The organism is Paraburkholderia franconis, assembly GCF_009362735.1.
GTDB lineage: Bacteria > Pseudomonadota > Gammaproteobacteria > Burkholderiales > Burkholderiaceae > Paraburkholderia > Paraburkholderia franconis.
The window spans coordinates 20913-47192 of record NZ_WHNP01000040.1 but is presented as its reverse complement, the minus strand read 5'-3'; the positions used below and the strand labels follow the sequence as shown (position 1 = coordinate 47192).

Annotated in this window: 22 protein-coding genes and 1 pseudogene; 4 read left to right on the top strand and 19 right to left on the bottom strand. The window is 64.0% G+C overall.

The window, feature by feature from the left end; translation table 11 throughout:
• The 9 genes from GCT13_RS31465 to GCT13_RS31425 form a co-directional block, all read right to left on the bottom strand.
• A complete protein-coding gene (locus GCT13_RS31465) occupies window positions 1-1230 on the bottom strand; it encodes a glycosyltransferase family 4 protein (protein ID WP_152764819.1) in 1230 nt (409 codons plus the stop codon).
• Window positions 1231-2691, bottom strand: coding sequence for a glucose-6-phosphate isomerase (locus GCT13_RS31460; protein ID WP_152764817.1), 1461 nt, complete (start codon window positions 2689-2691; stop codon window positions 1231-1233).
• A gap of 3 nt (window positions 2692-2694) precedes the next feature.
• Window positions 2695-3909 carry a glycosyltransferase gene (locus tag GCT13_RS31455; protein WP_152764814.1) on the bottom strand — a complete coding sequence of 405 codons (1215 nt, stop codon included), beginning with the start codon at window positions 3907-3909 and terminating at the stop codon, window positions 2695-2697.
• Window positions 3906-4868 carry a glycosyltransferase family 2 protein gene (locus tag GCT13_RS31450; protein WP_152764812.1) on the bottom strand — a complete coding sequence of 321 codons (963 nt, stop codon included), beginning with the start codon at window positions 4866-4868 and terminating at the stop codon, window positions 3906-3908. Before GCT13_RS31450 ends, GCT13_RS31455 begins: the two co-directional genes overlap by 4 nt.
• A gap of 64 nt (window positions 4869-4932) precedes the next feature.
• Window positions 4933-7125, bottom strand: coding sequence for a polysaccharide biosynthesis tyrosine autokinase (locus tag GCT13_RS31445; protein WP_152764851.1), 2193 nt, complete (start codon window positions 7123-7125; stop codon window positions 4933-4935).
• Between the two features lie 168 nt (window positions 7126-7293).
• A complete protein-coding gene (locus tag GCT13_RS31440; RefSeq protein ID WP_152764810.1) occupies window positions 7294-8466 on the bottom strand; it encodes a polysaccharide biosynthesis/export family protein in 1173 nt (390 codons plus the stop codon).
• Entirely contained in the window at window positions 8460-8903 is a 444-nt protein-coding gene (locus GCT13_RS31435) for a low molecular weight protein-tyrosine-phosphatase (RefSeq protein ID WP_152764808.1), read from the bottom strand. The genes GCT13_RS31440 and GCT13_RS31435 overlap by 7 nt, the downstream gene beginning before the upstream one ends.
• A 36-nt stretch (window positions 8904-8939) precedes the next feature.
• On the bottom strand, window positions 8940-10355 hold the full coding sequence (locus tag GCT13_RS31430; protein ID WP_152764805.1) for a UDP-glucose dehydrogenase family protein: 1416 nt from the start codon (window positions 10353-10355) through the stop codon (window positions 8940-8942).
• A gap of 53 nt (window positions 10356-10408) precedes the next feature.
• Complete coding sequence (locus GCT13_RS31425; protein WP_152764803.1) at window positions 10409-11806, bottom strand: undecaprenyl-phosphate glucose phosphotransferase; 1398 nt, start codon at window positions 11804-11806, stop codon at window positions 10409-10411.
• Between the two features lie 640 nt (window positions 11807-12446).
• Here GCT13_RS31425 and GCT13_RS31420 point away from each other — a divergent pair.
• Complete coding sequence (locus GCT13_RS31420) at window positions 12447-13979, top strand: mannose-1-phosphate guanylyltransferase/mannose-6-phosphate isomerase (protein WP_152764800.1); 1533 nt, start codon at window positions 12447-12449, stop codon at window positions 13977-13979.
• A 161-nt stretch (window positions 13980-14140) separates the two neighbouring features.
• Here GCT13_RS31420 and GCT13_RS51340 read toward each other — a convergent pair whose 3' ends face one another.
• Both GCT13_RS51340 and GCT13_RS31410 read right to left on the bottom strand, forming a co-directional pair.
• Entirely contained in the window at window positions 14141-15397 is a 1257-nt protein-coding gene (locus GCT13_RS51340) for a transposase (RefSeq protein WP_152764798.1), read from the bottom strand.
• 593 nt (window positions 15398-15990) lie between these two features.
• Window positions 15991-16287, bottom strand: a complete 297-nt coding sequence (locus GCT13_RS31410; protein WP_152764796.1) for a YciI-like protein — start codon at window positions 16285-16287, stop codon at window positions 15991-15993.
• Window positions 16288-16529: 242 nt separating this feature from the next.
• Between GCT13_RS31410 and GCT13_RS31405 the strand changes: the two genes are divergently transcribed.
• From GCT13_RS31405 to GCT13_RS31395, 3 genes are all read left to right on the top strand, one after another.
• Window positions 16530-16823, top strand: coding sequence for a PsiF family protein (locus GCT13_RS31405; protein ID WP_152764794.1), 294 nt, complete (start codon window positions 16530-16532; stop codon window positions 16821-16823).
• A 338-nt stretch (window positions 16824-17161) separates the two neighbouring features.
• On the top strand, window positions 17162-17608 hold the full coding sequence (locus GCT13_RS31400) for a hypothetical protein (RefSeq protein WP_152764792.1): 447 nt from the start codon (window positions 17162-17164) through the stop codon (window positions 17606-17608).
• 445 nt (window positions 17609-18053) lie between these two features.
• Window positions 18054-18641, top strand: a complete 588-nt coding sequence (locus tag GCT13_RS31395; RefSeq protein ID WP_152764790.1) for a BPSL1445 family SYLF domain-containing lipoprotein — start codon at window positions 18054-18056, stop codon at window positions 18639-18641.
• 258 nt (window positions 18642-18899) lie between these two features.
• Here the strand turns inward: GCT13_RS31395 and GCT13_RS31390 are convergent, their stop codons facing one another.
• The 8 genes and pseudogenes from GCT13_RS31390 to GCT13_RS31355 form a co-directional block, all read right to left on the bottom strand.
• Window positions 18900-19973: a glycosyltransferase family 4 protein gene (locus GCT13_RS31390; protein WP_152764788.1), complete on the bottom strand. Its 1074-nt coding sequence runs from the start codon at window positions 19971-19973 to the stop codon at window positions 18900-18902.
• A gap of 388 nt (window positions 19974-20361) precedes the next feature.
• A pseudogene (locus GCT13_RS31385) lies at window positions 20362-20565 on the bottom strand (AAA family ATPase); the annotation flags it as partial.
• Between the two features lie 76 nt (window positions 20566-20641).
• Complete coding sequence (otsA, locus tag GCT13_RS31380) at window positions 20642-22075, bottom strand: alpha,alpha-trehalose-phosphate synthase (UDP-forming) (RefSeq protein ID WP_152764786.1); 1434 nt, start codon at window positions 22073-22075, stop codon at window positions 20642-20644.
• Between the two features lie 368 nt (window positions 22076-22443).
• The gene (locus GCT13_RS31375) at window positions 22444-22800 is read right to left on the bottom strand and encodes a Rap1a/Tai family immunity protein (protein ID WP_090862326.1); all 357 of its coding nucleotides are present in this window, start codon (window positions 22798-22800) and stop codon (window positions 22444-22446) included.
• A 110-nt stretch (window positions 22801-22910) separates the two neighbouring features.
• The gene (locus tag GCT13_RS31370; RefSeq protein WP_152764784.1) at window positions 22911-23684 is read right to left on the bottom strand and encodes an ankyrin repeat domain-containing protein; all 774 of its coding nucleotides are present in this window, start codon (window positions 23682-23684) and stop codon (window positions 22911-22913) included.
• Between the two features lie 51 nt (window positions 23685-23735).
• On the bottom strand, window positions 23736-24527 hold the full coding sequence (locus GCT13_RS31365) for a TatD family hydrolase (RefSeq protein ID WP_152764782.1): 792 nt from the start codon (window positions 24525-24527) through the stop codon (window positions 23736-23738).
• Window positions 24528-24569: 42 nt separating this feature from the next.
• On the bottom strand, window positions 24570-25076 hold the full coding sequence (locus GCT13_RS31360; RefSeq protein ID WP_152764780.1) for a GNAT family N-acetyltransferase: 507 nt from the start codon (window positions 25074-25076) through the stop codon (window positions 24570-24572).
• Window positions 25077-25145: 69 nt separating this feature from the next.
• On the bottom strand, window positions 25146-26195 hold the full coding sequence (locus GCT13_RS31355; protein WP_152764778.1) for a DNA polymerase III subunit delta': 1050 nt from the start codon (window positions 26193-26195) through the stop codon (window positions 25146-25148).
• Window positions 26196-26280 lie beyond the last annotated feature (85 nt).

Genomic DNA, 26280 nt, shown 5'->3' with positions numbered 1-26280 from the left:
TCACGCGCGGTCGGCGCGTTGCGGGCCGGGCAGCACGTTCGTCGTCAGCGTGTCGGTGTCGTTTGCATCGGTTTTTTGCGCGCGGCGACGGTCTTCGCGCCGCCCCGCGATCTGCCGATACAGCGCGATGTACTGCTGCGCCATGCGCGCCCAGCCGAAGCCCATCGCGAGATCGCTGGCTGCTTTCCCCATCGCGAGGCGCTCGCCATCGTTCGACGCGAGGCGCGCCACGGCTTGCGCCAGCGCCTGCGGATCGTCGGGATCGTCGAGCACGATCCCGCATTCGGGCGTGATGATCTCCGCCCCGCCCGCCGTGCGCGCCGTCACGACGGGCAAGCCGGCCGCCATCGCTTCGAGTAGCGACAGGCTCATCGCTTCGTAGCGCGACGGAAACACGAACGCATCGACGGAATGCATCAGCACGGGTATCTCCTTCACGAGCCCCAGAAAATGCACGCGATCCGCGACGCCGAGCGCTTTCGCTTCATCCGGATACGGGCTGCCGGGGAGATAGCCCGCCACGGCGATATGCACGCGCTCGGGCAAATGCTGCAATGCCTTGAGCACCGTGCCGAGGTTCTTGCGCGGCGTGCGCAGATCGCCGACGAAGAGCAGCAGGAACGCGTCGTCGGGCAGCCTGAAGCGCGCGCGGTCGCCTTGCGCGGCTGCAAAGGCCTGCGTGTCGACGCCGTTGTAGATCACGTCGAGCCGGTTGCGCGGCGTGAGCCCGATCGCGGCGATCTCGGCCGCGACCTTCTGCGAGACGGCCGTGATCACGCGCGAGCGTCGGTACGCCCAGCCTTCGAGCATCGCGTTCACGCGCGTATAGACGAACTGATACGCGGACCACAAACCCTTGCTCAGGCCGAACGGGTAATACGGGCTCTTGAACCAGCCACTGTGCACGAAGTGCGCGGTGTTGACATCGGCGGGCATCCACGTGATGAAGCCGTTCACGTGCAGCACGTCGTATTCCGCGCGATGCCTGCGCAGCCACCAGGCGCTCTTCAATGCGAACACCTGCTGGCGCAGCAGATTGGTCGGCCAGAAGCGCCCGATCCTGATCGGCACCCAGCGCACGAGCGGGTCCGCGAGCAGCTCGGGCGCGACGTGCGACGCGACCAGCGTGACCGCGATGTGCTCGTCGAGCGCCGCGCGCGCGATCTCATGATTGACGCGGCCCTGCCCGTCGTTATGGCGCACCACGTGCGTGACAATGGCGACTCTCAATCAGTGGCCTCCATGAAGAAAGGGATCGCGGCGGCGGTTCAGCTTCTGCCAGTGCGCCGCGGAAAGAATCGAAAACACGCCCATGAAAAGCAGCAACCCGCCCGTGCCGACGAGCGAATTGGTGAACACGAGCATCGCGAAGATCGCCAGCGAAAGGGACATCGACGCGGACGCGAACTTGTCGTCGGTCAGCCGGAACGATGCGCGCAGCGCGCGCACGAGCAGCCAGATCACGCCCGACATGTACAGCAGCGTGCCCGGCCAGCCGAGCACGAAGGGAATGTTCATCACGCCACTGTCGAAGTTGCCGTACTGGCCGAGCTGGCCGCCGTCGTTCGAGAGCTTCGTCGACGTGCCCGTCGCGCCCAGTCCTTCGCCGGATACATCGGTGAACGCGGTCTTCGCGAACGTCGCATAGAACTCGTTGCGCGCGGCGTAGCTCTGGTCGTCGTGCAGATTGACGATGGTGTCGAGGCGCGCCTGCATTCGCTCGGCAACGGGACCGACGGCAAGCAGCGGCACGCACAGCCCCGCGAGCACCACCGCGCTCGCGACGATGCGGATGCGCACCTTGTTGTTCGACTTCACCAGTTGAATGAGCATCGCGATCACCCAGCCGCCCCATGTCGAGCGCACGAGCGACAGGCAAAACGACAGGAAGCCGAACGCGCCCGCGAGCCAGCGCACGCGGTGCGTCGCGGCCATCACGTAGACCATCGCGCCCATCATCGCGAGCGCAAACGGACCCGACGAGTTCATCGTGCTGAACACGCGCACGCCGAACGGCACGGGGTCGCCCTGCGAGTTCATCTGCGAGCCGAGCATCCACAGCGCGTCCCACTGCGGCATGACGAAGAACTGCACGAGTCCGTAGCCGCCCATCAGCAGCATGCCCCAGATGAACGTGTTGACGATGGTCTCGCGGTAATCGGGATACTGGCGCGAGTGCGCCATGATGTGAAAGCCGACCAGCACGGGATACACCCAGTTCGCCAGGTCGTACAGCGCGGCCAGCGGGCCGCTGGAGACTACGCCGACCATGAACGCATACCCGAGCCCCGCGAGCACCAGCAGGACAGGCAAGCCGCGCTTTTGCGCGAGCGCCGGGTAGAAGCGGATCAGCGACAGCCCGCTGATCATCGTGACGGCGAGCGGCGCGATCTGGATCAGGCTCGTCGGCGTGAACGCACCTTTCGACCAGTCGGCAAGGCGCCGCACTTCGGGGCTCAGGAACCACAGCCACCACATGTAGCCGACGTACTTCGCGGGGCTCCTGAAGTACAGCCAGAAGCCGACGCCGATCGACAGCACCGGGAACGCGAGCGTGAGCACCGTGCCCTGGTGCGCGACGATCAGCATCGCCGTCAGCAGCCACAGCAGCGCGGGCGGCATCCACTCGCTGCGATCGCCGTTGACGATGCGCGCGGCGCTGTCGATACCGGCTCGTGCAATCGACGACATCGCTCACAATCCTCCGCGGCTTTGCGACGGCATCTGCGCGCGGGCATTCGCGTTCGCGCCCGTCGTCGCCTTTGCAGCGGCATGCACATTCGCATGCGCCGGCGAAGGTGCGGCGTCGCCGTGCTGCGTCGTCTGCGCGCGGCGGCGCAACAGCTCGCGCGTGATCCGCACGTGCTGCTGCGCGTAGTGCTGCGTCGTGTGATCGCGCGACACGAGCTGCAATGCGGCCGCCTGCGCCTGTTGCAGCGCTTCATCGGGCGATGCCGCGAGGCCGATCAGCGCGTCGCGCAGTGCGTCGGCGTCGAACGGAGGCACATACGCGGCGGCGCGCGCCGAAAAATAGTCCTGCAAACCGCCGACGTTCGTGACGACCATCGGCTTGCCGACGGCAGCCGCTTCGAGCATCACCGTGATACCCGACGCATGCGAATTCGGCCGCAGCGGCACGACGATCACATCGGCCCAGTCGTACAGTTCGCGCTGCTTCGCGAGCCCCGCAGCGGGCGCGACATTCACGTTCAGCGCGCGCAGCGAGCGCGGAATGCGCCGCCGCGTCGCGAGCCGCACGGCAAAGCGCGGATCGTTGCCGACAGCCTTGATCAGCGTTTCCCAGTCGCGGTCGCGGTCGTTGCCGATCGCGGCGATACGCAGCGGCATGTGCGGCTGCCATTGCTTCGGCGGCTGCACGGGAAAATCGCGCGTGTTCAGGCCGTAGAAGAGCTGCGTCGCGTCGCGGCCGAAATATTGCCCGCATAGTTCGGCGTTGTCGCGCGCGAGCGTCGTCAGCAGATCGGCGCGGTCGATCAGCTTGCGATAGAACCAGCGGCGCAACAGGCCATAGTCCGGCCACTTGTCGAGCAGCCATACGCTTTGCGCGACGAGCAGCGGCTGCCTTTCGTGCTTCATGCGCCCACCGTTCATCAGCAGCATCAGCGCGACGGACAGCCATTCGTGCTCGGTATGCGTCCAGATCACATCGGAGCGCAGCATCTCGTCGCTGTTGCGCAGCGTGTGAATCAGATCGAAGCCGAGCATCGCCTTCAATGCGCGGCGCACGAGCCGCACCGGCTTGCTTTCCTTCGTGTCCTGCGAATAGCTCAGCTGGAACTCGTCGGACTCGGCATGATGATAGCCGTACAGGCAGCCGATGTTCTCGCCGTTGCGATAGAAGCGCGGATCGGCACCGTAAAAGAGATGCACGTGGACTCTGGTCGTCATGCGTGCACTCCCGTGCCCGCGCCTGTCTCGCGGCTCTGCGCGAGCGCGCGGCGTGCCTCGCGCGCGCCTTTGCGCACCGCTCGCCAGCGTGCGAGCTTGGTGCGCCCCTTTTTCGACGTCAACGCGAGCAACGCATGCACGGCGCCCGGATAGACGCGCGTGCCGATCAGCGCATACCACCACCACACCACTTCGCGATGCACGGGCGGCACATGATCGCGCAAGATCAGATGGAGGTTGTACGCGGCGTTGCGCACGGCCGTCATCGTCTGCGCGTCGCGGCCGTCGTCGTCGAAACGCTCGGCGGGGAAGTGATCGACGGCCACGCGCGGATCGTAGACGAGCTTCCAGCCCGCGTTCTTCACGCTCAGGCTGAACGCCATGTCGTTGTGCACCTGCGCGCCCGTGCCGCGCAGGCGCGCGTCGAAACGGATATGGCGGATCGCATCGTGCCGGTAGCTCATGTTCGCGCCCTTGAGCAGATCGACTTCGCGCGCTTCGCCCACGCCCAGATGATGATTGCCGATGATCTTGCCCGATGGCGTCAGCTTGCCGACGAGACCGCGCGAGCCGTCGAGCACGCCGCCCCTCTGATGCACCCAGTCGCGTCCGCCGAGCGCGCCCAGGCGCGGATCGCTTTCGAATGCGGCTCCGATGCGGCGCACCCAGTCCGCGTGCGGCGCGGCGTCGTCGTCGGTGATCGCGATCACGTCGCCCGTTGCGGCATCGAGCCCGCGATTGAGCGCGGCCACCTGGCCGGGCACGTCGACGAGCGCGACGATCAGCGGCAACACGCCGACCATCTGCGGATCGCGCAGACATGCATGCGTCGCGTCGTCGTCGAAGCGCGCGACCACGACGACCTCGTCGGGAATGCGCTCCTGTGTTCGCAGCGCCGCGAGACAGCGCGCGAGATCTTGCGGCCGGCGATATGTCGGCACCAGTACCGTTATCTTCATAGTGTCCTCTCCGTGGCTGGGTTGACGGCATCGACGCCGCATGCGCGGGGCCGATGCGTGCGCGTCAGGTGCTCAGGTATTCCTGTACGGCCGCGTAGCTGCGGTCGTAGTTGCCGCGCGCGCGCGGCGGCATCGCGTTGAAGATCGCACCCTGCACGTGGACGCCCGCCGAATGCAGACGCTTCAACGCATCGGCAAGCTCGCCTTCGCTGTGCATGCCCGAGCGCACGACGAAGAACGTCGAGCCCGCATGACCGCCGATGATCGACGCATCGGTCACGGCGAGCACGGGCGGCGTGTCGATCAGGATCACGTCGTAGCGCCGCGCCAGTCCGTCGAGGTATTGCGGCAGACGCGGTGACATCAGCAGCTCCGATGGATTCGGCGGACGATGGCCACACGAGATGAACGCGAGGTTGTCGATCTCCGTTGCGCGCACGGCTTCTTCGAGCGAGATCTGGCCGCTCAGCAGCTCGGACAGCCCGTTCTCCTGCGTGCCGCCCAAATGTCTTTCGAGCGCGCCGCGCCGCATGTCGCCGTCGATCATCAGCACGCGCTTGCCCGAATGCGCGAGCAGCACGCCGAGATTGATCGTGAGAAAGCTCTTGCCGACGCCCGGCATCGGCCCCGTGAACATCACGATGCGATTGCGCGCGTCCTGCAGCGTGAACTGCATCGACGTGCGCAGGCTGCGCAGGCTTTCGATGCACACGTCCTTCGGCTTTGCGTTCGCGAGCACTTCGCGCTGCTGCGTACCACCGCGCGCCGCGGCGCTTTCGAGCACGGCCTGCTCCGCCGACAGCGGCACGAGGCCGTACACGGGCAGATGAAATGCGCGTTCGACCGTCTCCGGGTCGTCGATGCCCTTGAACATGTTGCGGCGCAGGAACACGAAGCCCGTGCCGACGATGAGCCCGAGTATCGTTGCCGCCGACAGGATCAGCACCTTCTTCGGCTTGACGGGCGAGCCTGGACGCAGCGCCGCGTCGACGATATGCACGTTGCCGCCCGTGCCCGCCTTCTGCACGGCGAGTTCCTGCACGCGATTCAGCAGCAGCACGTAGATGTCTTCGGCGACCTTCGCATCGCGTTGCAGCTGCACGGCCTTCACTTCCGTCGCGGGCAGATCGCGGAAGCGGTCCGCGTATTTCGCGCGCTGCGCCTGCAACTCGGTCATCTGTTCCTGCGCAGCCTTGATCATCGGGTGATCGTCGCCGTAGCGCTGTTCGAGCTGCGAGATCTGCAGGCGCAGCGCCGAAATCTGCTGCTCGTACTGGATGCTGCCTTCCAGATAGACCTTCGCTTCGTCGCTTGCATTGATCGAGCCGCTCTTGCTCTGGTACGCGGTGAGCGCGGCCTCGGCGCGTTCGAGATCGCCCTTCAGACGCGGCTCTTCGCTCTTCAGGAAGTCGAGCATCTTGCTCGCGTCGGCCTGCTTCGTCTTGATGTGCTCGTGCAAGTACGACTGCGCGAGCGCATTGGCGACGGCGGCCGCGTGCGCCGGGTCCTGGTCTTCGAGCGAGATCGAGATCACGCCCGTCTGCTTGCCCTGCTCCTGCACGTTGATCGCCGACTGAAACGCGCCTATCGCATCGAGATCGTTCGCGCGCATCACGGTGAACTGCGTGCCGGGCCGCGCGACCAGCCTGTTGACGAGTATCGACACGCCGCCGCCCTGCGCGGGCTGGCCCGCCTCGCCGCGCAACAGCAATACGCCGTCAGGCGACATCAGCGCGTAGCGTCCGTTGTCGAGCGCGGTGAGGACGAGCTTCTTGCCTTCGAGCGCGGGCGTCACGTCGATGGAGTCGACGTTGGCCACTTCGCCGCCCCACGCATACGAGCGGAGTCCGAGCCACGGCTTCGCAGGCTCGCCCGGCGTTGCGAGACGCGCGGCAAGGCTGCCGAGGATCGGGATCGTCTTCGGCGTCACCGAGAAGTTCAGCTTCATCTGCTGAACGACGGGCGCAACCACGCCGCGGCTCTTGATCATTTCGATCTCTGCGTCGGTGGGAACGGTCGTCTGTCCCGTCGAGATCGTCGCGCCCGTTTGCGTCTGCGTGAGCGCCTGTGACGTGTTGTCGGACGCTTCGACGCGCACGTGCGCATCGGCGGAATACACGGGCCGCGCGACATAGCAGTAGAAGCCGGCGATCGCGACGATCGCGAACGCAATGCCGATCAGCCACCAGATGTCGTCGAGGATCACCTGCAGCAATTGGCCGAGGACCACGTCCTCTTCTTCGGTCCTGGCCTGCATGGCCAGATGGGGATTCGCTTGAGTGCTCACTTGGATGCTCGCTCGAGTGCTCAGGGTTGTGACCCGGATCGGGTCGCCGACGGACATCCGGCGCGTTGCACCCGTTCGTGTTCCGGATGCGAAGCGCCGGGACGCCGTCGGCGGTTCAGGCGTTGCGTCTGCTTGCTATCAGCGCGTCAGCTGCTTCAGATAGAACACGCTCTGCAACGTCGGCAGTACCTGCTGCAAGACGCGGTTGAAGGTCGTCGATGCCGCGGTGCCCACATACACCACGTCCATCGGCTGCAACTGGAATTGCGACGACAGCATGATCGCGTCGGGCTGCGTCATGTCGAGGCGATACACGTCGGGCGTGGCCGGCCTGTCCTTCATACCGCGCATCACGTAGATCTGGCGCGGGTTCGCGTCGGTATCGAGAATGCCGCCCGCTTGCGTGAGCGCATCGGCGATCGTCAGCGTGCCCTTGATCATCGTGACGGGCATCGGCGTCTTCACTTCGCCCATCACGAAGATGCGGCTGTCGCTACGGTCAGGCACGTTCACGATGTCTCCCGCTTCGAGCATCACGTTCTGTGTCGTGTCGCCGCGATCGAGCAGACCGTTCGCGTCGAGCACATAGAGCTGGTTCTTGCGCGTGAGGCGCACGCGCTGCAGGTCGGCATCGGCCGTCGAGCCGCCCGAGCGCGTGATTGCGTCGACCAGCGTGAGCGGCACATCGGACATCGCGAGCGGACCCGGCGACTTCACGTCGCCCGTCACCTGCACCTTCTGGCTGCGATACGACAGCACGCGCACATCGACTTGCGGATTGCGGATATACGGCACGAGCTTCGTGGCCAGCTCCTCGCGGATCTGCGCCGTCGTCTTGCCGGCCGCGCGGATGCGGCCGACGAACGGGAAATAGATCGTCCCGTCGGGCGCGACCGTCTGGCCGTATGGATCGGCCTGCCCCGGCAGCGCCTGCGTGTACGGCTGCTGAAGCGCGCCGCCGAGCGTCTGTGTCGTGTTGCCGCCCGCGGACAGCGTGCTGCCGTTCGGCGTCGTCAGTTCCGGGTGGTCCCACACGGTGATGCCGAGAATATCCTGCGGCGCGACGCGATAGACGTACTGCGTCGGATCGGCAAACGGGCCCGGCGGCGGCAGCACCTGTGCCGCCGTTTTCATCTGGGCCTGCTGCACGATGAGATCCGAGTCGATCAGCCTGACGGGATACGTCTCCTTCGGCGCGCTCTGCGGCTCGTCCCTCAGACGCGACGTGTCGAGGTAATTACCCGGCGCCGTCGCGCAAGCCGACAGAAAAGTCGTCAGCAGAATAGATAGCGTGATGTTTCGCTTCAGCATATTTTTTTCAGCCATCCGATGACCAGGTGTTCGATGTGCGCGAGGCTCTCGCGATAGACGCCTTCGTCGAGCCCATACGGATCGACGACATCGGTGTTCTCCCACTTGCCGAGCGGATAGACCTTGCCGCGCGAAGTGGGCTCGAGCGCTTCCACGTCTTTCACTTGCCGCTGTTCGGTGACGAGGATCAGATCGGCTTCGCGCACGATGCGGCCGTCGAGCCGCCGCGCGCGATGCACGCCGCTCTCGACGCCGCGTTCTTCGAGCAGACGCCGCATCACGGGGTCCATGCCGAGTCCGTCGATCGCGCGCAAGCCCGCCGAGCGGAACGCGATGGACAGCGCGCCGCGCTCGTGCTGACGGGACCTGAAGAGCCGCTCGGCGGCGGGCGAGCGGCACACGTTGGCGTGGCAGACGATCAGGACGTTCGCGAACATGAGCGGCCTCTCAGGAAAGTCGATGACGTTCGCCGGTTACAGCGCGGCGGCCGCGAGCGATGCGAGATCACGCGCGGACGCCTCGGGCTGCGCGTGCTGACGTCCGATCGCGTGATACTCGATGCCGAGCTCGCGCAGCGTTTCCGGTTCGTACAGATTGCGACCGTCGAAGATCAGCGGCGCTTTCAGCAGCGCCTTGAGGCTGTCGAAGTCCGGACTCTTGAAGACCTTCCATTCGGTGAGGATCACGAGCGCATCGGCTCGTTCTGCGGCCTGCATCTCTTCGTGCGCGAACGCGAGCCGCGCGAGATGCTGCGGCTTGCCGTGCAGATCGAGTGCGAACACGCGCTTCGCTTCGTCGATCGCAACGGGGTCATAGGCGACGACTTTCGCGCCGCGTGCAAGCAGTTCCGCGATCAGCGCGCGGCTCGGCGCTTCGCGCATGTCGTCGGTGTTCGGCTTGAACGCCAGGCCCCAGACGGCGAACGTGCGATCCGACAGATCCTCGCCCATGCGCGCGACGATCTTCTGCGCGACGATCTTCTTCTGCGTTTCGTTGACGGCTTCCACCGCTTCGAGAATGCGCAGCGTGTGGCCCATTTCGCTGCCCGTGCGGATCAGCGCCTGCACGTCCTTCGGGAAGCACGAGCCACCATAGCCGCAGCCCGCATACAGGAAGTCGTAGCCGATGCGCGGATCGGAGCCCATGCCGCGGCGCACGGCTTCGATGTCGGCACCCACGCGGTCCGCGAGATTCGCGAGGTCGTTCATGAACGAGATGCGGGTCGCGAGCATCGCGTTGGCCGCGTACTTCGTGAACTCGGCGGAACGCACGTCCATGTAGAGCGTGCGCTCGTGGTTGCGGTTGAACGGCGCATAGAGGCGCTTCATCAGTTCGCGCGCCTTTTCGCCGGGCACGTCGTCGTCGCAGCCGAGAATGATGCGGTCGGGGCGCGTGAAGTCGTCGACGGCGGCGCCTTCCTTCAGGAACTCGGGGTTCGACACGACCGAGAACATCTGCTTCACGCCGCGCCTGTCCAGCTCTTCCTGCACGGCCTGCGCGACGCGGCGCGCGGTGCCGACGGGCACCGTCGACTTGTCGACGATCACCTTGAAGCCCTTCATGTGGCGGCCGATATTGCGCGCGGCGCCGAGCACGTATTGCAGATCGGCGGAGCCGTCTTCGTCGGGCGGCGTGCCGACCGCGATGAACTGGATGTCGCCATGCGCGACGGCCGCTTCGATATCCGTCGAAAACTTGAGGCGCCGCGCCTTGCGGTTGCGCGCGATGATCTCCAGCAGACCCGGCTCATGGATCGGCACGCCGCCGTCGTTCAGCACGTCGATCTTGCGCTGATCGACATCGAGGCAGAGTACGTCGTGCCCGATGTCGGCAAGACAGGCGCCCGTCACGAGGCCTACGTATCCGGTTCCAACGATCGTCAGGTTCATGAATCACACCTCGGAGATTGAATGGTTCAGTGAGTGAAGAATGCGTGGTGCGCTCAGTACGCGTTGCTGCCCGCGAAGCCCTTCCACAGCGTGAGGCCCACGATCTTGATGTCGAGCCAGAAGCTCCAGTGCTGCATGTAGTACAGGTCGAGCTTCACGCGGCCCATCATCTTTTCGATGCGATCGGTTTCGCCGCGATAGCCGTTGATCTGCGCCCAGCCGGTGATGCCCGGCTTGATCCGGTAGCGGTGCATGTAGCCCTTCACCAGGTCCTTGTAGATGTCGTCGTGCTCGAGCGCGTGCGGACGCGGACCGACCACGGACATCTCGCCGCGCAGCACGTTGATGAACTGCGGCAGCTCGTCGAGGCTCGTGCGGCGCAGGAACGCGCCGACGGGCGTGATGCGCGGATCGCGGCGCGTGGCCTGCGTGAGCCTGCCCGCTTCTTCCTTGTGCACCTTCATCGAGCGGAACTTGAAGATTTCGAACTCGCGTCCGTCGATACCCTTGCGCCGTTGACGGAAGAACACGGGGCCCGGCGACGACAGCTTGACGGCCGCCGCGATCGCGAGCATCAGCGGCGCGAGCGCCGTCAACGCGGCAAGCGCGAACAGCCGGTCGAACACCCGCTTGGGCAGCACGCGCAGATCGGTGATCGGCGACGCGGCGAGATTGATCGCGGGCACGCCGAGCAGATCGACCATCGGCTGACTGAAGAGCGTGAGGCTGCGCACATCGGGGATAAAGCGGATGTTCACGAAGTCGTTGCGGAACTCCATCACGAAGCGATGGATGAGCTTCTCTTTCGACATCGGCAGCGCCATCCACAACTCACGCACCGAACGGCGGCGCATCTCGTCGATCATCGCCGCGTAGTCGCGCTTCACGGGCACGCCCGCGATCGTTTGAGGCCCGTCGGTGTCCTCGTAGTGGCTGCGGCTATCGTCTTCGTCATAGACGACGACGGGGCTGAAGCCCGCCTCGGGACGGCTGCGCATCTGGTCGATCAGGAACTTGCCATACGGCGCGCCGCCGACGATGGCCACCTTCTTCTGGTTGTAGCCCTCGCGACGCAAGCCGCGCAGCACGGCATGCACGGCCGCTTTCGATACGACCAGCAGCACCACGGTCGCGACCGCCCAGTACGCGAGCCACAGGCGGGACAGCATGTCCGAGCGGTGCAGGCTGAAGCCCATCAGAATGCCCGTCATCTCGGCCATCAGCCAGCCCATCGACACGCGCCACAACAGGTCGTAAATCGGCTTGCCGCGCCACGACTGATAGATGCCGAGCGCGGGAAAGAACAGGATCACGAGCAGGCAGTCGAACGCGAGCGACACGCTTTGCATGTCGTCGAGCCACACGAAGCGTCCATTGTGCACGGCCGACGCGATCAGCGCGCCGAGCGCCACCATGCCGATGTCGATGATTCTCGATAGAACGCTCAGCATCTGCTGCACCTCGCCTTGTCTGTCGGGTCAATCAAGTTTTGTCCACGGTCTGTCGATCGATGCGCGACGTTTGCCGCGCGGCTATTGCCGATAGGGTCATTGGTTTGGCGGACGCGCATCGCGGCTGGCCAAGGCTTATTGCCGCGCATCTTTTCAAACGAATTGCAATCGGCATTGCAATCTCTATTGCGAAGCGATTGCCGCGATGAGTGAATACCCTCGTTCAAGCCTAGATAAAGCGGCATTAAAATTCGCGTAGCAAGACAGCAAAAAATCTCAAAATGTATCGGCAGGAGTTGCATTATTTTTTCTGCATTTGTTCGGTAATTATTGCCGAAATATTCGGAATTCGCATATTTGCCGCGATTTTTCTTGTCCCTTTCTCCGCTTTATTTCTCTTGGCGATGCGGATTGCTTATAGGACGACGCCGCGTCACCTTCTTTATTTTCCTCAGCGCAACTTATGTCACACCGATTTCGAATCGAATTTATTTTGATTTTTTAATATTTGCGAATCTGAAATTTAACGCGCATCCGGCGTTTTCAATTATGGACGGCAAAATAAATCCGATGTCGATTTATTGCGTTTTTACGACGTGATAAAACGAGGCCATTTCCCCCGCTTCGAGGAGTTATCACCATGACTGCTACGGCGTCGGCCGTCGACAATCGACAGGCGAATCAGAACCGGCTCAATGTGAAGCTCAAGATTCATCCCGTCATTCTGGCCGGCGGCTCGGGTACGCGTCTGTGGCCGATGTCGCGCGAACAGCATCCGAAGCAGCTGATCGGCCTGCTCGGCGAAGACTCGCTGCTGCAATCGACCACGCGCCGGCTCGACGGACTCGACGCCGGCTACCCTGTCGCGGAGCAACTGGTTGTCGTGTGCAACGAGGAGCACCGCTTCACGACAGCCGAGCAGTTGCGCGTAAGCGGCAAGGCGAGCCGCCTCATTCTCGAACCCTGCGCGCGCGATACCGCGCCCGCGCTGACCATTGCGGCGCTGACGGTGCTCGCGCAAGACGACGACGGCCTCATGGTCGTGATGCCCGCGGATCATGCCGTCGCCGATCTCGACGGCTTTCGGGCGGCCGTCGCGGCCGGCGCGCGGCACGCGGCGAACGGCCCTATCGTGACGATGGGCATCGTGCCGACGCGCGCTGAAACGGGCTATGGCTATATCCACATCGGCGCGCAGCTGCCCGCGAGCGGCAACGAGGACGACGGCGCCATCGATGCGCATCAGCTCGACCGCTTCGTCGAAAAGCCGCATCTCGAACTCGCGCAGCACTACGTCGAGTCGAAGGAGTACTGGTGGAACAGCGGCATCTTCATCCTGCGCGCGTCGACGTGGCTCAAGGCCGTGCGCCACTTCCATCCCGCCATCTACGACGCCTGCGAAGCCGCGCATAAACAAGGCGCGGCCGACGGCGACTTTTTTCGCGTGCAGCGCGAGGCGTTCGGCGCGTGCCCGTCCAATTCGATCGACTACGCGGTGATGGAACAGTTGGGCGGCGACACGTCGGTGTGCTCGGGCGTCGTGGTGCCGCTCGATGCGGGCTGGTCGGACGTCGGCTCGTGGGATGCGATCTGGGACATCCTGCCGAAGGACAGCGACGACAACGTCGGCCGCGGCAACGTGATGTTCGAAGGTGCGGCGTCCACGTTCGCGCATTCGGAAGGCCGCCTGATCGCGTGCGTCGGCACGCAGGATCTGGTCGTCGTGGAAACGGACGACGCGATTCTCGTCGCCGACAAGCGCCGCGTGCAGGAAGTGAAGAAAGTGGTCGGCCGTATCCGTGAAGCGCACCGCCCGGAGGCCGTGAACCATCGCAAGGTGCACCGCCCGTGGGGCCACTACGATTCCGTCGACGTGGGCGAGCGCTTTCAGGTCAAGCGCATCGTCGTGAAGCCGGGCGCGCAGCTGTCGTTGCAGATGCATCATCATCGCGCCGAGCACTGGATCGTCGTGCGCGGCACGGCGCTCGTCACGCGCGGCGACGAACGCTTCATCGTGTCGGAAAACGAGTCGGCGTATATCCCGCTCGGCATCACGCACCGCCTCGAGAATCCGGGCAAGATGCCGCTCGAAATCATCGAGGTGCAGTCAGGCTCGTATCTCGGCGAAGACGATATCGTGCGCTTCGACGATAGCTACGGGCGTCGAACGTAGTGCGGGTGGCGGGCTGTTGCGCCCGCCACCGATGTTGCGTGAGGTGATTCGACGAAACGCACGCAATATCGAAGATGAATCCGCGCGCGAGCGGCGCGCGCGGGTGCCGACGCTACCGGTTCCTTCGCTTTGGCAAACGTTTGCGCACGAGCACCGGAATTTCAGACGTGCGTGATCAATTTCGGATTCGACGGATAACGCTCGACCGCAGTGTCCATCGCCGTATCCGGGGACGGATAGCGGCGCAACGGCATCACACGCGGATTCAGCGGCTGCGGCAGATGCGGATCGCCGGACGACGCAACGGACGAAGCGCCAGACGCGCCTGCATTCGACGCCATCAGCGCGGGCATCGGCGTGAGCTCGGGGATCACGCGCGCCACGGGCCTGACGTCGGCCGTGACGCTCAGCGGCGCGATCGCACTCGCCTTCTGCTTCGCTTGCTGTTCTGCCGCCGCTTCGTGGACGCGGCATTCGCGATCGATCCACTGACGCGCCCAGTCGAGCGCGAAACGATGCGCGGCATCGGCATCGGCGAAACGCGGGCCGATCAGGCCCGAACGTTCGACGCGCTTGCCATCCTTCATGATCTCGGCCCACGCGCGGAACATGTCGTTGGGCACGCGCTCCGCCGCGACATAGACCACATACCCGTGGCGGTCGGCGAACTGCAGGCCGCGCGGTTCCGTGTGGCCGATCCACAGTGGCGCGTGGTGGACGCTGGCCGTCGGCGAGCTGTCGCCGCGGGCTTCGGGGCCGTGAGTTGCGGATGCGGCAACGTCCGGTGGCATGTGGGCCGTATCGAGCGTCATGGCCACAATCGTCGGCGCACCCATGGCCTGCGGATTACCGAACGCATCGCCCGAAGGCACGGGACTGGTTACGTGCGCGCGCGTGTCGACGAAACCCGTCTCGACGGCCGCCGAGCCCGCAAGCTGGCGCGTGATGTCGGCCATCGGCGCGAGCGCGTGCCAGCCGAACGGCGAGCCGTTCGCGACGCCCGGCTCGTCGGCCGCCGATTTCCACGTCTCGGGGCTCTTCCAGTAGACACCGCGAGCAAGCTCATCGCGCGGCTTCGGCGCTTCGACAACGGGTGCGGGCTTGGGTGGTGCAGGCGGCGTGGGTTCGGGAATGTAGGCGAACGTGCGCCCGATTTGCGTGAGGCGGCGGATCATCTCGGCCAGCGTGCCGTTGGCCTGCCACTCTTCGAATCGTCGCCGGCACGTAGGGCCTGACGGATAGCGACCGGGAAGCTTCGACCAGGGTTCTCCAGTGGTCAGTATCCACAGGACGGCGTTTGTCACGATGCGTGGTTCGGCGCGGGGCCGTCCGCGTCGGTTCAGACGGACGGCTGGCTCGTCGGAAACGAGCGCTGCCAGCTGAGCCCATTCGTCATTGCTTAGCTCATCGAAAAACATTGAGTTCTCCACGCAGCCTGGCCTGGCCGCGGCTTGGGACAATCACGAACTTCATCGGACGGTTCGTGTCGTGCCCCCGGTTGCACAATATGCTTATACGTTCTTGCGCCGGTATTACGAAACCGCACATCGATAGTGCGCTGTTTCACCGCTACGACGCACAAAACGTGGTCTCACTCGTGCATGGGAGAATTTGTGCACGAAGCATACCATCGCCAGGATTTGTCTGAATATGACTGAATGCAAGTGTTACGGATAGAAACAAACTTGTCCTTTTTGCTATGCCGTTTAATGCTTGACTGTCACAGAAACGACGTCGACCACGACGTCCAGCGCAATGCACGAACAGCGCGCGACACCGTCTCAATGCTCGCGCCGACGCGATGACAAATGTGTGTGAACGTGGACGATGCGCAACAAACAGGCGCAGGTGGAATCAACTTAATGTGCCAGGCATAAAACGCCATCGCGCAGACGGATTTTCTATTTGAGCCGCATATTTTCCGCTGCGCGAGGCGCTCGCGATCGCTTCGACGAACCGTCGTTTTTGTCTTCTGCGATGCACTCGCAGTGTGCAAGCGAAGGATGTGCGTTCAACGAACGGGCGTCGACGCGTGCTCGCCGACGACGGTCGTCCAGGGACGCACGCGCCATTGCGTGACGAGCCCATTGAGCACGTACGGGTCCGCTTTGGCGAACGCTTCGGGCACTTCGGGCGAATCGGCTTCGAACAGCAGCACAGCGGTATCGACGGGGTCGGCCAGCGCGCCCGCCAACAGCAGCTCGCCGCGCTCGGCGGCCGCCCATGCGAGCTTCAGATGCGCGCCACGAAATTCGGCACGGCGTTCGAGATAATCGGATGACACATCGTAGATCAACAGATAGTGCATAGTGAAAACTCCTGGATGGTTACGACTCAAGCATAGCGGTACCGATTGTTTGAACTAGCGGTCCTGGGGAAATACCTGTGCATTCCGAACGGTGTCCCGGTCAACCGATTGCCCTGTCCATTCGTTCTGACAGGCACCATGCGAAGCAATGGTGACGGCCAATCACAGCGAAGGCGACCCGCCCGGCTCGAAGCCCGTCTCACGAGAATCAACAACATCCACAACCCGTGATGGAGTGTCCCATGAAGATGCAAGCCATTATCACCGCCCTCGCCCTGACGGGCTTGCTCGCGTCGCCGGCATTCGCCGCGAACAGCCAGCAAACGAAGATGGCCGATTGCAACAAGCAGGCCGGCGACAAGAAAGGCGACGAGCGCAAGGCGTTCATGAAGAGCTGCCTGTCGGCCACGCCGGCGGCTGCTTCCACGCCGATGTCGCAACAGGACAAGATGAAGGCGTGCAACACGCAAGCCGGCGACAAGAAAGGCGACGATCGCAAGGCATTCATGAAGACCTGCCTGAGCAACAAGGGCTAACGAAGGTCCGGTTCGCTGTCTCGTGGCTTCGTCCTTTACGCGGGATGAAGCGAAATCGAACAGCAAAGCGCGAAAAGCGGCGTCCGTTGTGTGGGCGCCGTTTTTTTTTGCGCTAGGGCCGTGCGCGTAGCCGGTGTCACGCGTCACGTCACGCACCGGCGCTTTGCGCGCCTTGCGATGCCACGCACATATCCGCGCTGCCCGGCGCATCGCGCCCTGCACTTTGCGGGCCATTTTCTTCTATGATGGCTGCACAGACGGCCCACCCCCACCTAAAACAAGTCCCGCGGGCCGCCAGCTTGTCGTTGATGCCCCTCGCGCATCGCACGGAGGCAAGGATGGTTGGGAGACACAAGAATCGCTGGCTGCGTCGCTGGCTGGTGGTGATCGTATTCTGGGCGGTGCCCGTGGCGATCGTCGCCGTGCGCGAGATTCAGGAGGAGATGGCTTACAACCGGGTCGACCTGAACAACGCGCTCACGACCTGGCAGCTCACCGATGCGCAACGCGCCGCCGGCGCCGCCGCGCGGTGTCGCGGCACGCCCGACGATGCGCGCGCGGCCGGCTGTCCCGCCGACGTGCTCGCGGCCAATGCGCCGCGTCAGCAGGACGCGCTCAACGAATACGAGGTCCGCAAGAGCACGCTCGCCAGCTATCTGTGGCATGCGTTCGTCGGGTATTGGGTCGTCCCGGCCGCAACGATCTTCGCGATCGGCTTCGTCATCGGGATGGTGCGGCGCGCGCTGCGGAGGCCGCCCGTGAACAAGAGCCCGGCGAATCATTAGCGCACTGGCTGGCTCGCACAATCCAGGCGCGCTCGCCCGCACAGATGTTATGGCAATGCGGTGCGCATGCCGATTGTGGCGCAACCGACGCTGATGCGGCATTCCAGCAACACTTTCCATTGGCTTTCGAGCGATTTTTTCGCAGCGCAGAAACCGGTAAATACGCCCTGTCTTCACCGTAGCCGAACGGTACGGAGAGCGCGGCGAAGCGAGCCATTCGTATGACATCGCGAGATCGTTCGACGCAGCCGGGACGCGGTTGCGGCATACGGCCACCGACCGGCCAGAATTACCCAACGATTCGCTGACCATCCCCAGAGTGCCCGTCGCACAAGGGTTTGCGCGATGTTCGCAAGACCCTTGCTTTCTTGTGCGTGTGATATAACTAAACAGGCAACCCGCGTGAACTGAGGCTGCACCCCCGGAACCACGATGGAGAAAAACGATGCAAAGACGAAACTTCATTCTGAAGAGTACCGCCGCGCTCGCTTTCGGAAGCCTTGCACTGGCCGGCTGCACCACCACCAAGAGCAGCGGAGAATCTGCCGCTACCGACATGTCCAAACGACAGTCGATCGACGCCAGCGTCGACGGCACGATGTCGCGCCTGTACACCTCGGTCAGCGGGTCGCGCGAGCTGGTCTCGAAGGCGCGTGGCGTCCTCGTGTTCCCGTCCGTGCTGCAGGTCGGCTTCGTGGTCGGCGGGCAGTACGGTGAAGGCGCGCTGCGCGTCGGCGGCCACTCCGTCGGATACTACAGCACGGTCTCCGGCTCGTTCGGCCTGACGGCGGGCGCGCAGTCGAAGGCGATCATCTTCCTCTTCATGACGCAGGACGCGCTCGACAAATTCCGCAATTCGGATGGCTGGTCGGCGGGCGCGGATGCGTCGGTTGCGCTCGTCAAGGTCGGCGCGAACGGCGCCGTCGACACGACGACGGCCACCGCCCCCGTCCAGGCCTTCGTGCTCACGAATGCCGGCCTGATGGCCGACGTGTCGCTGAACGGCACGAAGGTATCGCGGCTGAAGATCTGACGATGTGACGCCGGCGCGGCCCGCTTTCCTCCGTGCACCGGGGCCGGGCCGCTGTTGGCGCATGGCGAGGGGACGCGGACGCAAGTCCGCAAGGCAGTCGGTGTTCCGGCAGGCTGTCGATCAACCGTGCGGCGTCGCAGACCGTCGACGGCGAATATGACAAAGGGCGATGCAGCTACCCACTGCATCGCCCTTTCTTATGCGCGATTTTTATCCGCGATCCTTTGCGTCTGCTGACGTGGACTGTGCGGACGCGCATCAGGTAGTGCTCGACGACGCGTCGATCACCTTGAAGCGCGAGCGCTTCTGCGCGCGGATCACGGATTGATACGCCTCGATGTACTCCCGCGCCATCCGGTGCGACGTGAAGCGTTCTTCAAAGCGCTTGCGCACGAGCGCGCGCGGCAGCTTGTGCAGACGATTGATTGCGGCCACCGCGCCTATTTCATCTTCGACGATGAAGCCCGACACGCCGTCGTCGACGACTTCGGGCACCGCACCACGATTGAACGCGATGACGGGCGTGCCGCACGCCATCGCCTCGATCATGACGAGCCCGAACGGCTCGGGCCAGTCGATTGGAAAGAGCAGCGCATGCGCGCCCGACAGGAATTCGGCCTTTTGTTCGTCGGCGATCTCGCCGATGTATTCGACATACGGCAGATCGAGCAACGGCTTGATGTCGCGTTCGAAGTACTCGCGGTCGGCGGCGTCCACCTTCGCGGCGATGCGGATCGGCAGCCCGCAGCGGCCCGCGATGCGGATGGCCGTATCGACGCGCTTTTCAGGCGAAATGCGCCCGAGGAACGCAAGGTACTTCTGCTCGACGGGTTGCGGCACATAGAGCATTTCTGGCAGCCCGTGATAGACGGTGGAAAGCCATTTCGCCTGCGGCAGCGGATGACGCTGCGCGTTCGAGATCGAGATGACGGGTGCCGTGTTGAACGTATCGAATACCGGCTGCTGCTCGGGCAGATCGAGACGTCCGTGCAACGTCGTGACGAACGGCGTGTCCTGGCGCTTGAACACCGAAAACGAGTAGTAGTCCATGTGGAAATGGAGCACGTCGAAATCTTCTGCCTGACGGCGCACGAGTTCCATCAGCAGCATGTGCGGCGCGATGCGGTCTCGAATGCCCGGATCGAGCCGCAGCGCGCGCGGCCACACCGCTTCGAGCTTCGCGCTCGTGACGGAGTCGCCGCTTGCAAAGAGCGTCACGTCGTGCCCGAGGTCGACGAGCGCCTCGGTGATGTACGACACGACCCGTTCGGTGCCGCCATACAGTTTCGGCGGCACTGATTCGGTCAAAGGGGCGATCTGCGCAATTCTCATGTGTGTCTCCAGGCGGACAATGATACGGGCCCGCGGCGGCGAGTCGGTGGCGAACGAGTATGCCAGCACGCAGACGGCCGATCAAACGCGGCGCAGCGGTTCGATGCACGCTCACGCGTCGATGCGCCGCCCGGCTCGGGTCGAACGCCGGTCAACCCGGACAACCCCTAAGCGGCGCTATCGCTATTGCTTCGGCCGCAAAGGGGGCGCTTCGCTTCTTCACCCGGCACTTCTCGTTTCCATCTACGGATTATTGCCTACCGTTTCGCGAAAGACCCTGGGGTATTTCAATTGCATGTCGCTGTTACAGTCGCGAAACACTCGATTACGGCGCCCGGTTCTTCGCGCATCGCGCACGTTGCGTAGCCCTTCACGGTGCGTAGCGTTATCGCTCAGGCCACTTCCATGCGGGCAGATCGCGCGCGAGCGACGGAATGACGCCGCCGCGCGCCGTCGCTGCCAGCAGACGCAACGCGCGGCACACACTCGACTTGCCGCTTCCATTGGGTCCCCTGACGATGTTCGGCCGTCCGAGCGGCACGATCAGATCGCGAAGCGACCGATAATTGGCGATCGCAAGCGTGCTCAGCATCCGCACTCCGAACGGCGGGCATTTTCTTCAGAACGATCGAGATTGATCGGGATCGCGAATGAATTCTGTCGACGAATCACGTATCCCTCGCCTGTCTCGCCGATGACCAGCTCTCGGGAAACTCAGCGGGCGCCGGCACGTTGCGCAGATCGCGCAGGAACGAGTCGCGCCACACGCCGAGATCGTTCTTGCGCAATGCTTCCATGTCCGTTTCGTGGCGCTGCTGGCGCTCCGCGAGCGGCATCGCGAGCGCCTGCTGCAACGCTTCGCACATGCCGATCGAATCGTGCGGATTCACGATCAGCGCGCCCTTCAGTTCCGCCGCCGCGCCCGCGAACATCGAGAGCACCAGCACGCCCGGATCGTCCGGATTCTGCGCGGCCACGTACTCTTTCGCGACGAGATTCATCCCGTCGTGCAGCGGTGTGACGAAACCGACCTGCGATTCGCGGAACAGCGACATCAGTTTCCAGCGGTCGTATTGCTGGTTCAGATAACGGATGGGCGTGTAGTCAAGGCCTGAGTATTTTCCGTTGATACGCCCTGCTTCATATTCGAGTTGCTGACGAATGTCCTGGTATGTCGTGACGTCGGAACGCGTCGGCGGCGCGATCTGGACGAGCGAGACATTGCCGCGCCACTCAGGCGAACGTTCCAGCAACGCTTCGAACGCGCGAAATCGCTCGACGAGCCCTTTCGAATAGTCGAGCCGGTCGACGCTCATGATCAGCTTGCGCCCTTCGAGGCTCTGCTTCAGATCGAGCACATGCTGACGGCTCTCGTACCGCTTCGCCTGCTCGGCGATTTCATCGGGGAACACGCCGATCCGGTACACACCCGTGCGCAGCTTGCGGCCGAACGCTTCCACCTGCCCATCGTCCGATACGGTGCCGCGCGCGTGCCTGGACAGATAGTCGTGAAACGCAAGCTCGTCGTTTTGAGTCTGGAAGCCCAACAGGTCGTAGCAGCACAGTGACTTCACCAGTTCTTCGTGCGGCGGAATGTTGAGCAGAATCTGCGGCGATGGAAACGGAATATGCAGGAAGAATCCGATGCGGTTCGACACGCCTTCGGATCGCAGCGCTTCGGCGAATGGAATCAGGTGATAGTCGTGGACCCAGATGATGTCGTCGGGCTGGAGCAGCCTGATCAGCTTGTGTGCGAGCCATGCGTTGACGCGCCGGTAGCCCGCGTACTCGTCGCGCTCGTAGCGCGCGAGGTCGTTGCGGTAGTGGAAGACGGGCCACAGCGTCGCATTCGAAAAGCCGCGATAGTACTGGTCGTAGTCCTTGCGCGTGAGCCCTGTGGTGGCGAACGTCACGGGGCCGTCCACTTCGAGTGTCGGCCCGGCATTGGCGACCGTTTCGCTGACGACGTCGCCGCTCCATCCGAACCACACCCCGCCCGTGTCCTTCAGCGCGCCGAATACGCCGACGGCCAGCCCGCCCGCGGAGCCCTTGGTTTCCGTCGGCGTTGCCACGCGATTCGACACGACGATCAGTCGGCCCATGTTGCTGTCCCTCCACTTTCGTTGAGGCGGCCGGTCGTCGTGGCCGGCGCGCGTTGTTCAGTGTTGGTTCGACCGCGGTTGCACCGAATCAGTTGCACACTTGTCCACATCCGGAAGGCATAGGCAAAAAGACCGGCCACATCGGCGCTGCCGCAGATCCGCGAGAAAACACAACGATGAAGAGAGGAGGCGCGCGTCGGCAACGAAAGACGCGGCGGCAAAGCACTCAGAAATGAAGCGTAGATGCCGAACGAAATGGGAAATAAAGCATACGCGCCGCAAGCGCAAAAACGCGCGCCGTGCATGCAACACGGCGCGCGTCGGAATGTGGCGCGGACGGACGCAGCGGGCGCGACGCCCGCTGCCGATCAGCTACCCGACTTGCAGGGGAACGCCTTGCCGAGCCCGAGCGAGACGGCCGTGCTCGCGTTGTAGCCCGCGACGTTCGGATTGTCGGCGATGTATTTGCGCACGGCGTCCGTCAGTTGCTGCGAGCGCGCGTCCGGCGGCAGGCAGAAGTACTGGCCGACGCGCGGGCCCGTCGTCCCGCCGATAGCATCGATCGTGTTGAAGACGCCGTCCGCGGCCCCTTCGATGTACGCCGCGCACGCGCTACGGGATGCAACGTCCGTCTTCGTGCACAGCTTGTTGAGGTCGCCCCCCGTGAACGCGGCGGCCGTCAACGGCACAGCGAGCGCGCCGGCGCAAATCAAAACCCGCAGCATGTTTTTTTCCTTCCTCGTATGAGCCCGGCAACGTGGACGGTGCCCGGCTGTCTTTGCCGCCAAACAGACATGGCTGCAATTCGCGCGCGTGGTGACTCGCGCCGAAGCCGCTATTTTGCACTGTTTTGCGGCGTTGCAGGCGCGCCGGCGGGCGCCTGTTTCTGCGTCTTCTGCATGCGCGCCGTCAGCCCCTCGACGACGTCCGGCTCCTTGTACTGCTTCGCGAAGTCGAGCGCCGTCAGGCCGATCTGGTTCTTCACGTTCAGGTCCGCACCGCCGTCGAGCAGCAGCTTGACGGTCGACACGTGACCGCCGCGCGCGGCCATCATCAGCGGCGTCGTGCCGTTCGGCGAACCCGCGTCGATATATGCGTCGTGATCGAGCAGCAGCTTGACGATGTCGTCGTGGCCGTTCGCCGCCGCGTAGTGCAGCGGCGCCCAGCCCTTCTTGTTGACCTCGGCGTCCTTCGCGATCAGCAGCTTCACGATATTGATGTCGCCGTTCAGCGCGGCCATCATCATCGCGTTTTCGCCCGCCTTGTCGAGAATCTCGACGTCCGTTTTCGGATTGTCCATCAGCGCGGCGACCACCTTGTCCGACTTCTCGCGCGCGGCGATCACCAGAAGCGGCATGCCCTGGTTGTCGGCCATGTTCGGGTCCATGCCGTTCGCCAGTTGCTTCTTCACTTCCTTCACGTCGTCAAACTTGACGGCCTTGATCAACGTGTCGGTGGACGCCGCATGCGCGGGCAGCGCGCCGAGCGTCGCGAACGCGACACCCGCCGCCAGCGACACTGCCGCGAAACGTCGGCGCAGGCCGACGGCGCGAGCGATGGTCGGACGGAAAGGCATGCCGTTATGGCCCTCGATCATATATTTCTTCATGCTTTACTTTAGGAAAAATTCCTATCCTATTGATATTGCTAATTTTTCAACTCAAGCACCTGCCGGCGCCGGAATCTTGAACAGGCGGAAGAAGTTCTCGGTCGTCGCAGCGGCGAGCGCTTCGTCCGGCATCTCGCGTTGCTGCGCGATGAAGCGTCCGACATAGCTCACGTACGCAGGTTCATTCGGCTTGCCGCGATACGGCACGGGCGCGAGGTACGGCGAGTCGGTTTCGATCAGCAATCGATCGAGCGGTACGCGGCGCGCGACCTCCTGCACGTCGGTTGCATTCTTGAACGTGACGATGCCCGACAGCGAAATGTAGAAATTCTGCGCGAGCGCCTGCTCGGCGACGGCCCACGGCTCGGTGAAGCAGTGCATCACGCCGCCCGGCTCGCTCGCGCGCTCCTCGGCCATGATCCGCAGCGTGTCCGCTGACGACGCGCGCGTATGGATGATCAGCGGCTTGCCCGTCCGATGCGCGGCGCGGATGTGCACGCGAAAACGCTCGCGCTGCCACTCCATGTCGTCGATCGAGCGGCCTTCGAGCCGGTAGTAGTCGAGCCCCGTCTCGCCAATCGCGACCACCTTCGGATGCTGCGCCAGCTCGACCAGTTCGGCGACGGTCGGCTCGCGCGCGTCCTCGTGATCGGGATGCACGCCGACCGACGCGTACACGTTGTCATACGCGCTCGCGATGTCCAGCACGGACGGCAGCGTTTCGAAATCGACGGATACGCACAGCGCATGCGTCACGGCATGCGAACGCATGTTCTCCAGCACTTGAGGCAGGCGGTCGCCGAGTCCCTCGAAGTTGATGTGGCAATGCGAATCGACAAACATGGTGAAGTCCTGCGAAAAATCCGATGGCGAGTCAGAGCGCCCTTAATGTGAACCGTCCAGACGCTTGCCGAGAATGACGAGATCGCGCTCGACGCCATCCAGCACCGCGACGCGCGGCAGCGTGCCCCAGGCGGTAAAGCCGAACGATTGGAAAAGCCGCACGCTCGGCTCATTGTGGCCGAACACGAAACCGAGCACCGTATCGATGCCAAGCTTCGGCGCCGCCTCCAGCGAAGCCGCAAGCAGTTTCTTGCCCAAGCCCTTGCCGCGTGCCGCTTCGTGCAGATAGATGCTGACTTCGGCCGTACGCTGATAGGCCGGACGGCCGTAGAAATCAGAAAAACTCAGCCATCCGATGATGCGCCCCTCGTCTTCGACCACCCACAGTGGACGCTTCTCGGGGCCGTGCGCATCGAACCACGCGCGGCGGCTGTCGATGCTGACGGGCTCCAGATCGGCCGTGACCTGCCGCGACGGCACGGTCGAGTTGTAAATGGCGACGATTTCGGGCAGATCGTCGAGCGAGGCGTCGCGGTACTGAAAGGTCATGTCGATATCGTTCAATGAAATGGGACGGGAAGCACGGTGAAACGGCAGGCGCGCGCCGCTCTGCGTGGGCTACGCGAACAGGTCGCGATAGCCGAGAAACAGTTCCTCAAACACGAGCCGCGCGTTGAGCGGATGGTTTTCGACGGCGCGCTGCCGCGTGACCGTCCGCATGAAACGCGCGAATGCGTGCGCATCGGCCAGCGACGCGCAACGCGCGAGCGCCGACGCAGCCGCCGGAAAATAGCGCGGCGTGCCCGCCGTGGACTGCGCGAGCAGGTCGTACATCCAGCGCTGCAGCCAGCCGAGCACGAGCGGCACAGGCAGCTTCTGCAGCGTCTCGCCGCAGGCGAAAGCATCGCAGTCCGGACCGGCCGCCAGTTGCTTCAGCGTCCAGTCGCGCAGCGGCCGGTTTTCGTCGCTGGCCAGCGCGAGCGCCGTGAGCGGCGCGCCGCCTACTTCCGCGAGCAGGCCCGGCGCATCGTCGATGCCCTGCGCCGCGAGCCAGGCCGTGGCGGCTTCGGGCGAAGGCGTCGTCATCGGCCATTGACGGCAGCGGCTGATGATGGTCGGCAGCAGACGGTCGATGCGCGCCGACACCATCAGGAACACGACGCCCGCAGGCGGCTCTTCGAGCGTCTTGAGCAGCGCATTGGCGGCGGCGACATTCAGCGCCTCGGCGGGATACAGCACGACGACGCGCATGCCGCCGCGATGCGAGCCGACGCCGCAAAAGTCCAGCAGCGCCCGCACCTGCTCGATCTTGATTTCCTTGCTCGGCGCGCGTGTTTTCTTGCCGCCGTCGTCGACGTCGGCCTTGTCGGCTTTCTCCGCTTTTTCATCGGCTGCGGCGTTGACGAACCCCGCTTCGGCGGCCAAGGCCTCGGGCAGCACGATCCGGTAGTCCGGATGATTGCCCTGGCTGAACCAGTTGCACGCCGCGCACTTGCCGCACGGCTCGCCGTTCGGCAACGCCGATTCGCACAGCCGCCCCTGCGCAAGATGCTGGGCAAAGCGCAACTTGCCGATTCCGGCCTGCCCATGGAGCAGCAACGCATGCGGCCAGTGGGCGCGCAGCTGCTGCAGGCGGTTCCAGTCGTCGGTTTGCCACGGATAAATCATTGTTTGTTTTTTGATTCAATAAGTTGTAGAGACTATTTCATGTATTGGCCGAGCATTAAGGCCGACCATACGCAATGCTTATAAC

Coding starts and splice junctions, on each gene's coding strand:
- GCT13_RS31460 (WP_152764817.1), bottom strand. CDS start 2,691: ATGTCGTCGATTGCACGAGCCGGTATCGACAGCGCCGCGCGCATCGTC.
- GCT13_RS31455 (WP_152764814.1), bottom strand. CDS start 3,909: ATGACGACCAGAGTCCACGTGCATCTCTTTTACGGTGCCGATCCGCGC.
- GCT13_RS31450 (WP_152764812.1), bottom strand. CDS start 4,868: ATGAAGATAACGGTACTGGTGCCGACATATCGCCGGCCGCAAGATCTC.
- GCT13_RS31445 (WP_152764851.1), bottom strand. CDS start 7,125: ATGCAGGCCAGGACCGAAGAAGAGGACGTGGTCCTCGGCCAATTGCTG.
- GCT13_RS31440 (WP_152764810.1), bottom strand. CDS start 8,466: ATGCTGAAGCGAAACATCACGCTATCTATTCTGCTGACGACTTTTCTG.
- GCT13_RS31435 (WP_152764808.1), bottom strand. CDS start 8,903: ATGTTCGCGAACGTCCTGATCGTCTGCCACGCCAACGTGTGCCGCTCG.
- GCT13_RS31430 (WP_152764805.1), bottom strand. CDS start 10,355: ATGAACCTGACGATCGTTGGAACCGGATACGTAGGCCTCGTGACGGGC.
- GCT13_RS31425 (WP_152764803.1), bottom strand. CDS start 11,806: ATGCTGAGCGTTCTATCGAGAATCATCGACATCGGCATGGTGGCGCTC.
- GCT13_RS31420 (WP_152764800.1), top strand. CDS start 12,447: ATGACTGCTACGGCGTCGGCCGTCGACAATCGACAGGCGAATCAGAAC.
- GCT13_RS51340 (WP_152764798.1), bottom strand. CDS start 15,397: ATGTTTTTCGATGAGCTAAGCAATGACGAATGGGCTCAGCTGGCAGCG.
- GCT13_RS31410 (WP_152764796.1), bottom strand. CDS start 16,287: ATGCACTATCTGTTGATCTACGATGTGTCATCCGATTATCTCGAACGC.
- GCT13_RS31405 (WP_152764794.1), top strand. CDS start 16,530: ATGAAGATGCAAGCCATTATCACCGCCCTCGCCCTGACGGGCTTGCTC.
- GCT13_RS31400 (WP_152764792.1), top strand. CDS start 17,162: ATGGTTGGGAGACACAAGAATCGCTGGCTGCGTCGCTGGCTGGTGGTG.
- GCT13_RS31395 (WP_152764790.1), top strand. CDS start 18,054: ATGCAAAGACGAAACTTCATTCTGAAGAGTACCGCCGCGCTCGCTTTC.
- GCT13_RS31390 (WP_152764788.1), bottom strand. CDS start 19,973: ATGAGAATTGCGCAGATCGCCCCTTTGACCGAATCAGTGCCGCCGAAA.
- otsA (WP_152764786.1), bottom strand. CDS start 22,075: ATGGGCCGACTGATCGTCGTGTCGAATCGCGTGGCAACGCCGACGGAA.
- GCT13_RS31375 (WP_090862326.1), bottom strand. CDS start 22,800: ATGCTGCGGGTTTTGATTTGCGCCGGCGCGCTCGCTGTGCCGTTGACG.
- GCT13_RS31370 (WP_152764784.1), bottom strand. CDS start 23,684: ATGAAGAAATATATGATCGAGGGCCATAACGGCATGCCTTTCCGTCCG.
- GCT13_RS31365 (WP_152764782.1), bottom strand. CDS start 24,527: ATGTTTGTCGATTCGCATTGCCACATCAACTTCGAGGGACTCGGCGAC.
- GCT13_RS31360 (WP_152764780.1), bottom strand. CDS start 25,076: ATGACCTTTCAGTACCGCGACGCCTCGCTCGACGATCTGCCCGAAATC.
- GCT13_RS31355 (WP_152764778.1), bottom strand. CDS start 26,195: ATGATTTATCCGTGGCAAACCGACGACTGGAACCGCCTGCAGCAGCTG.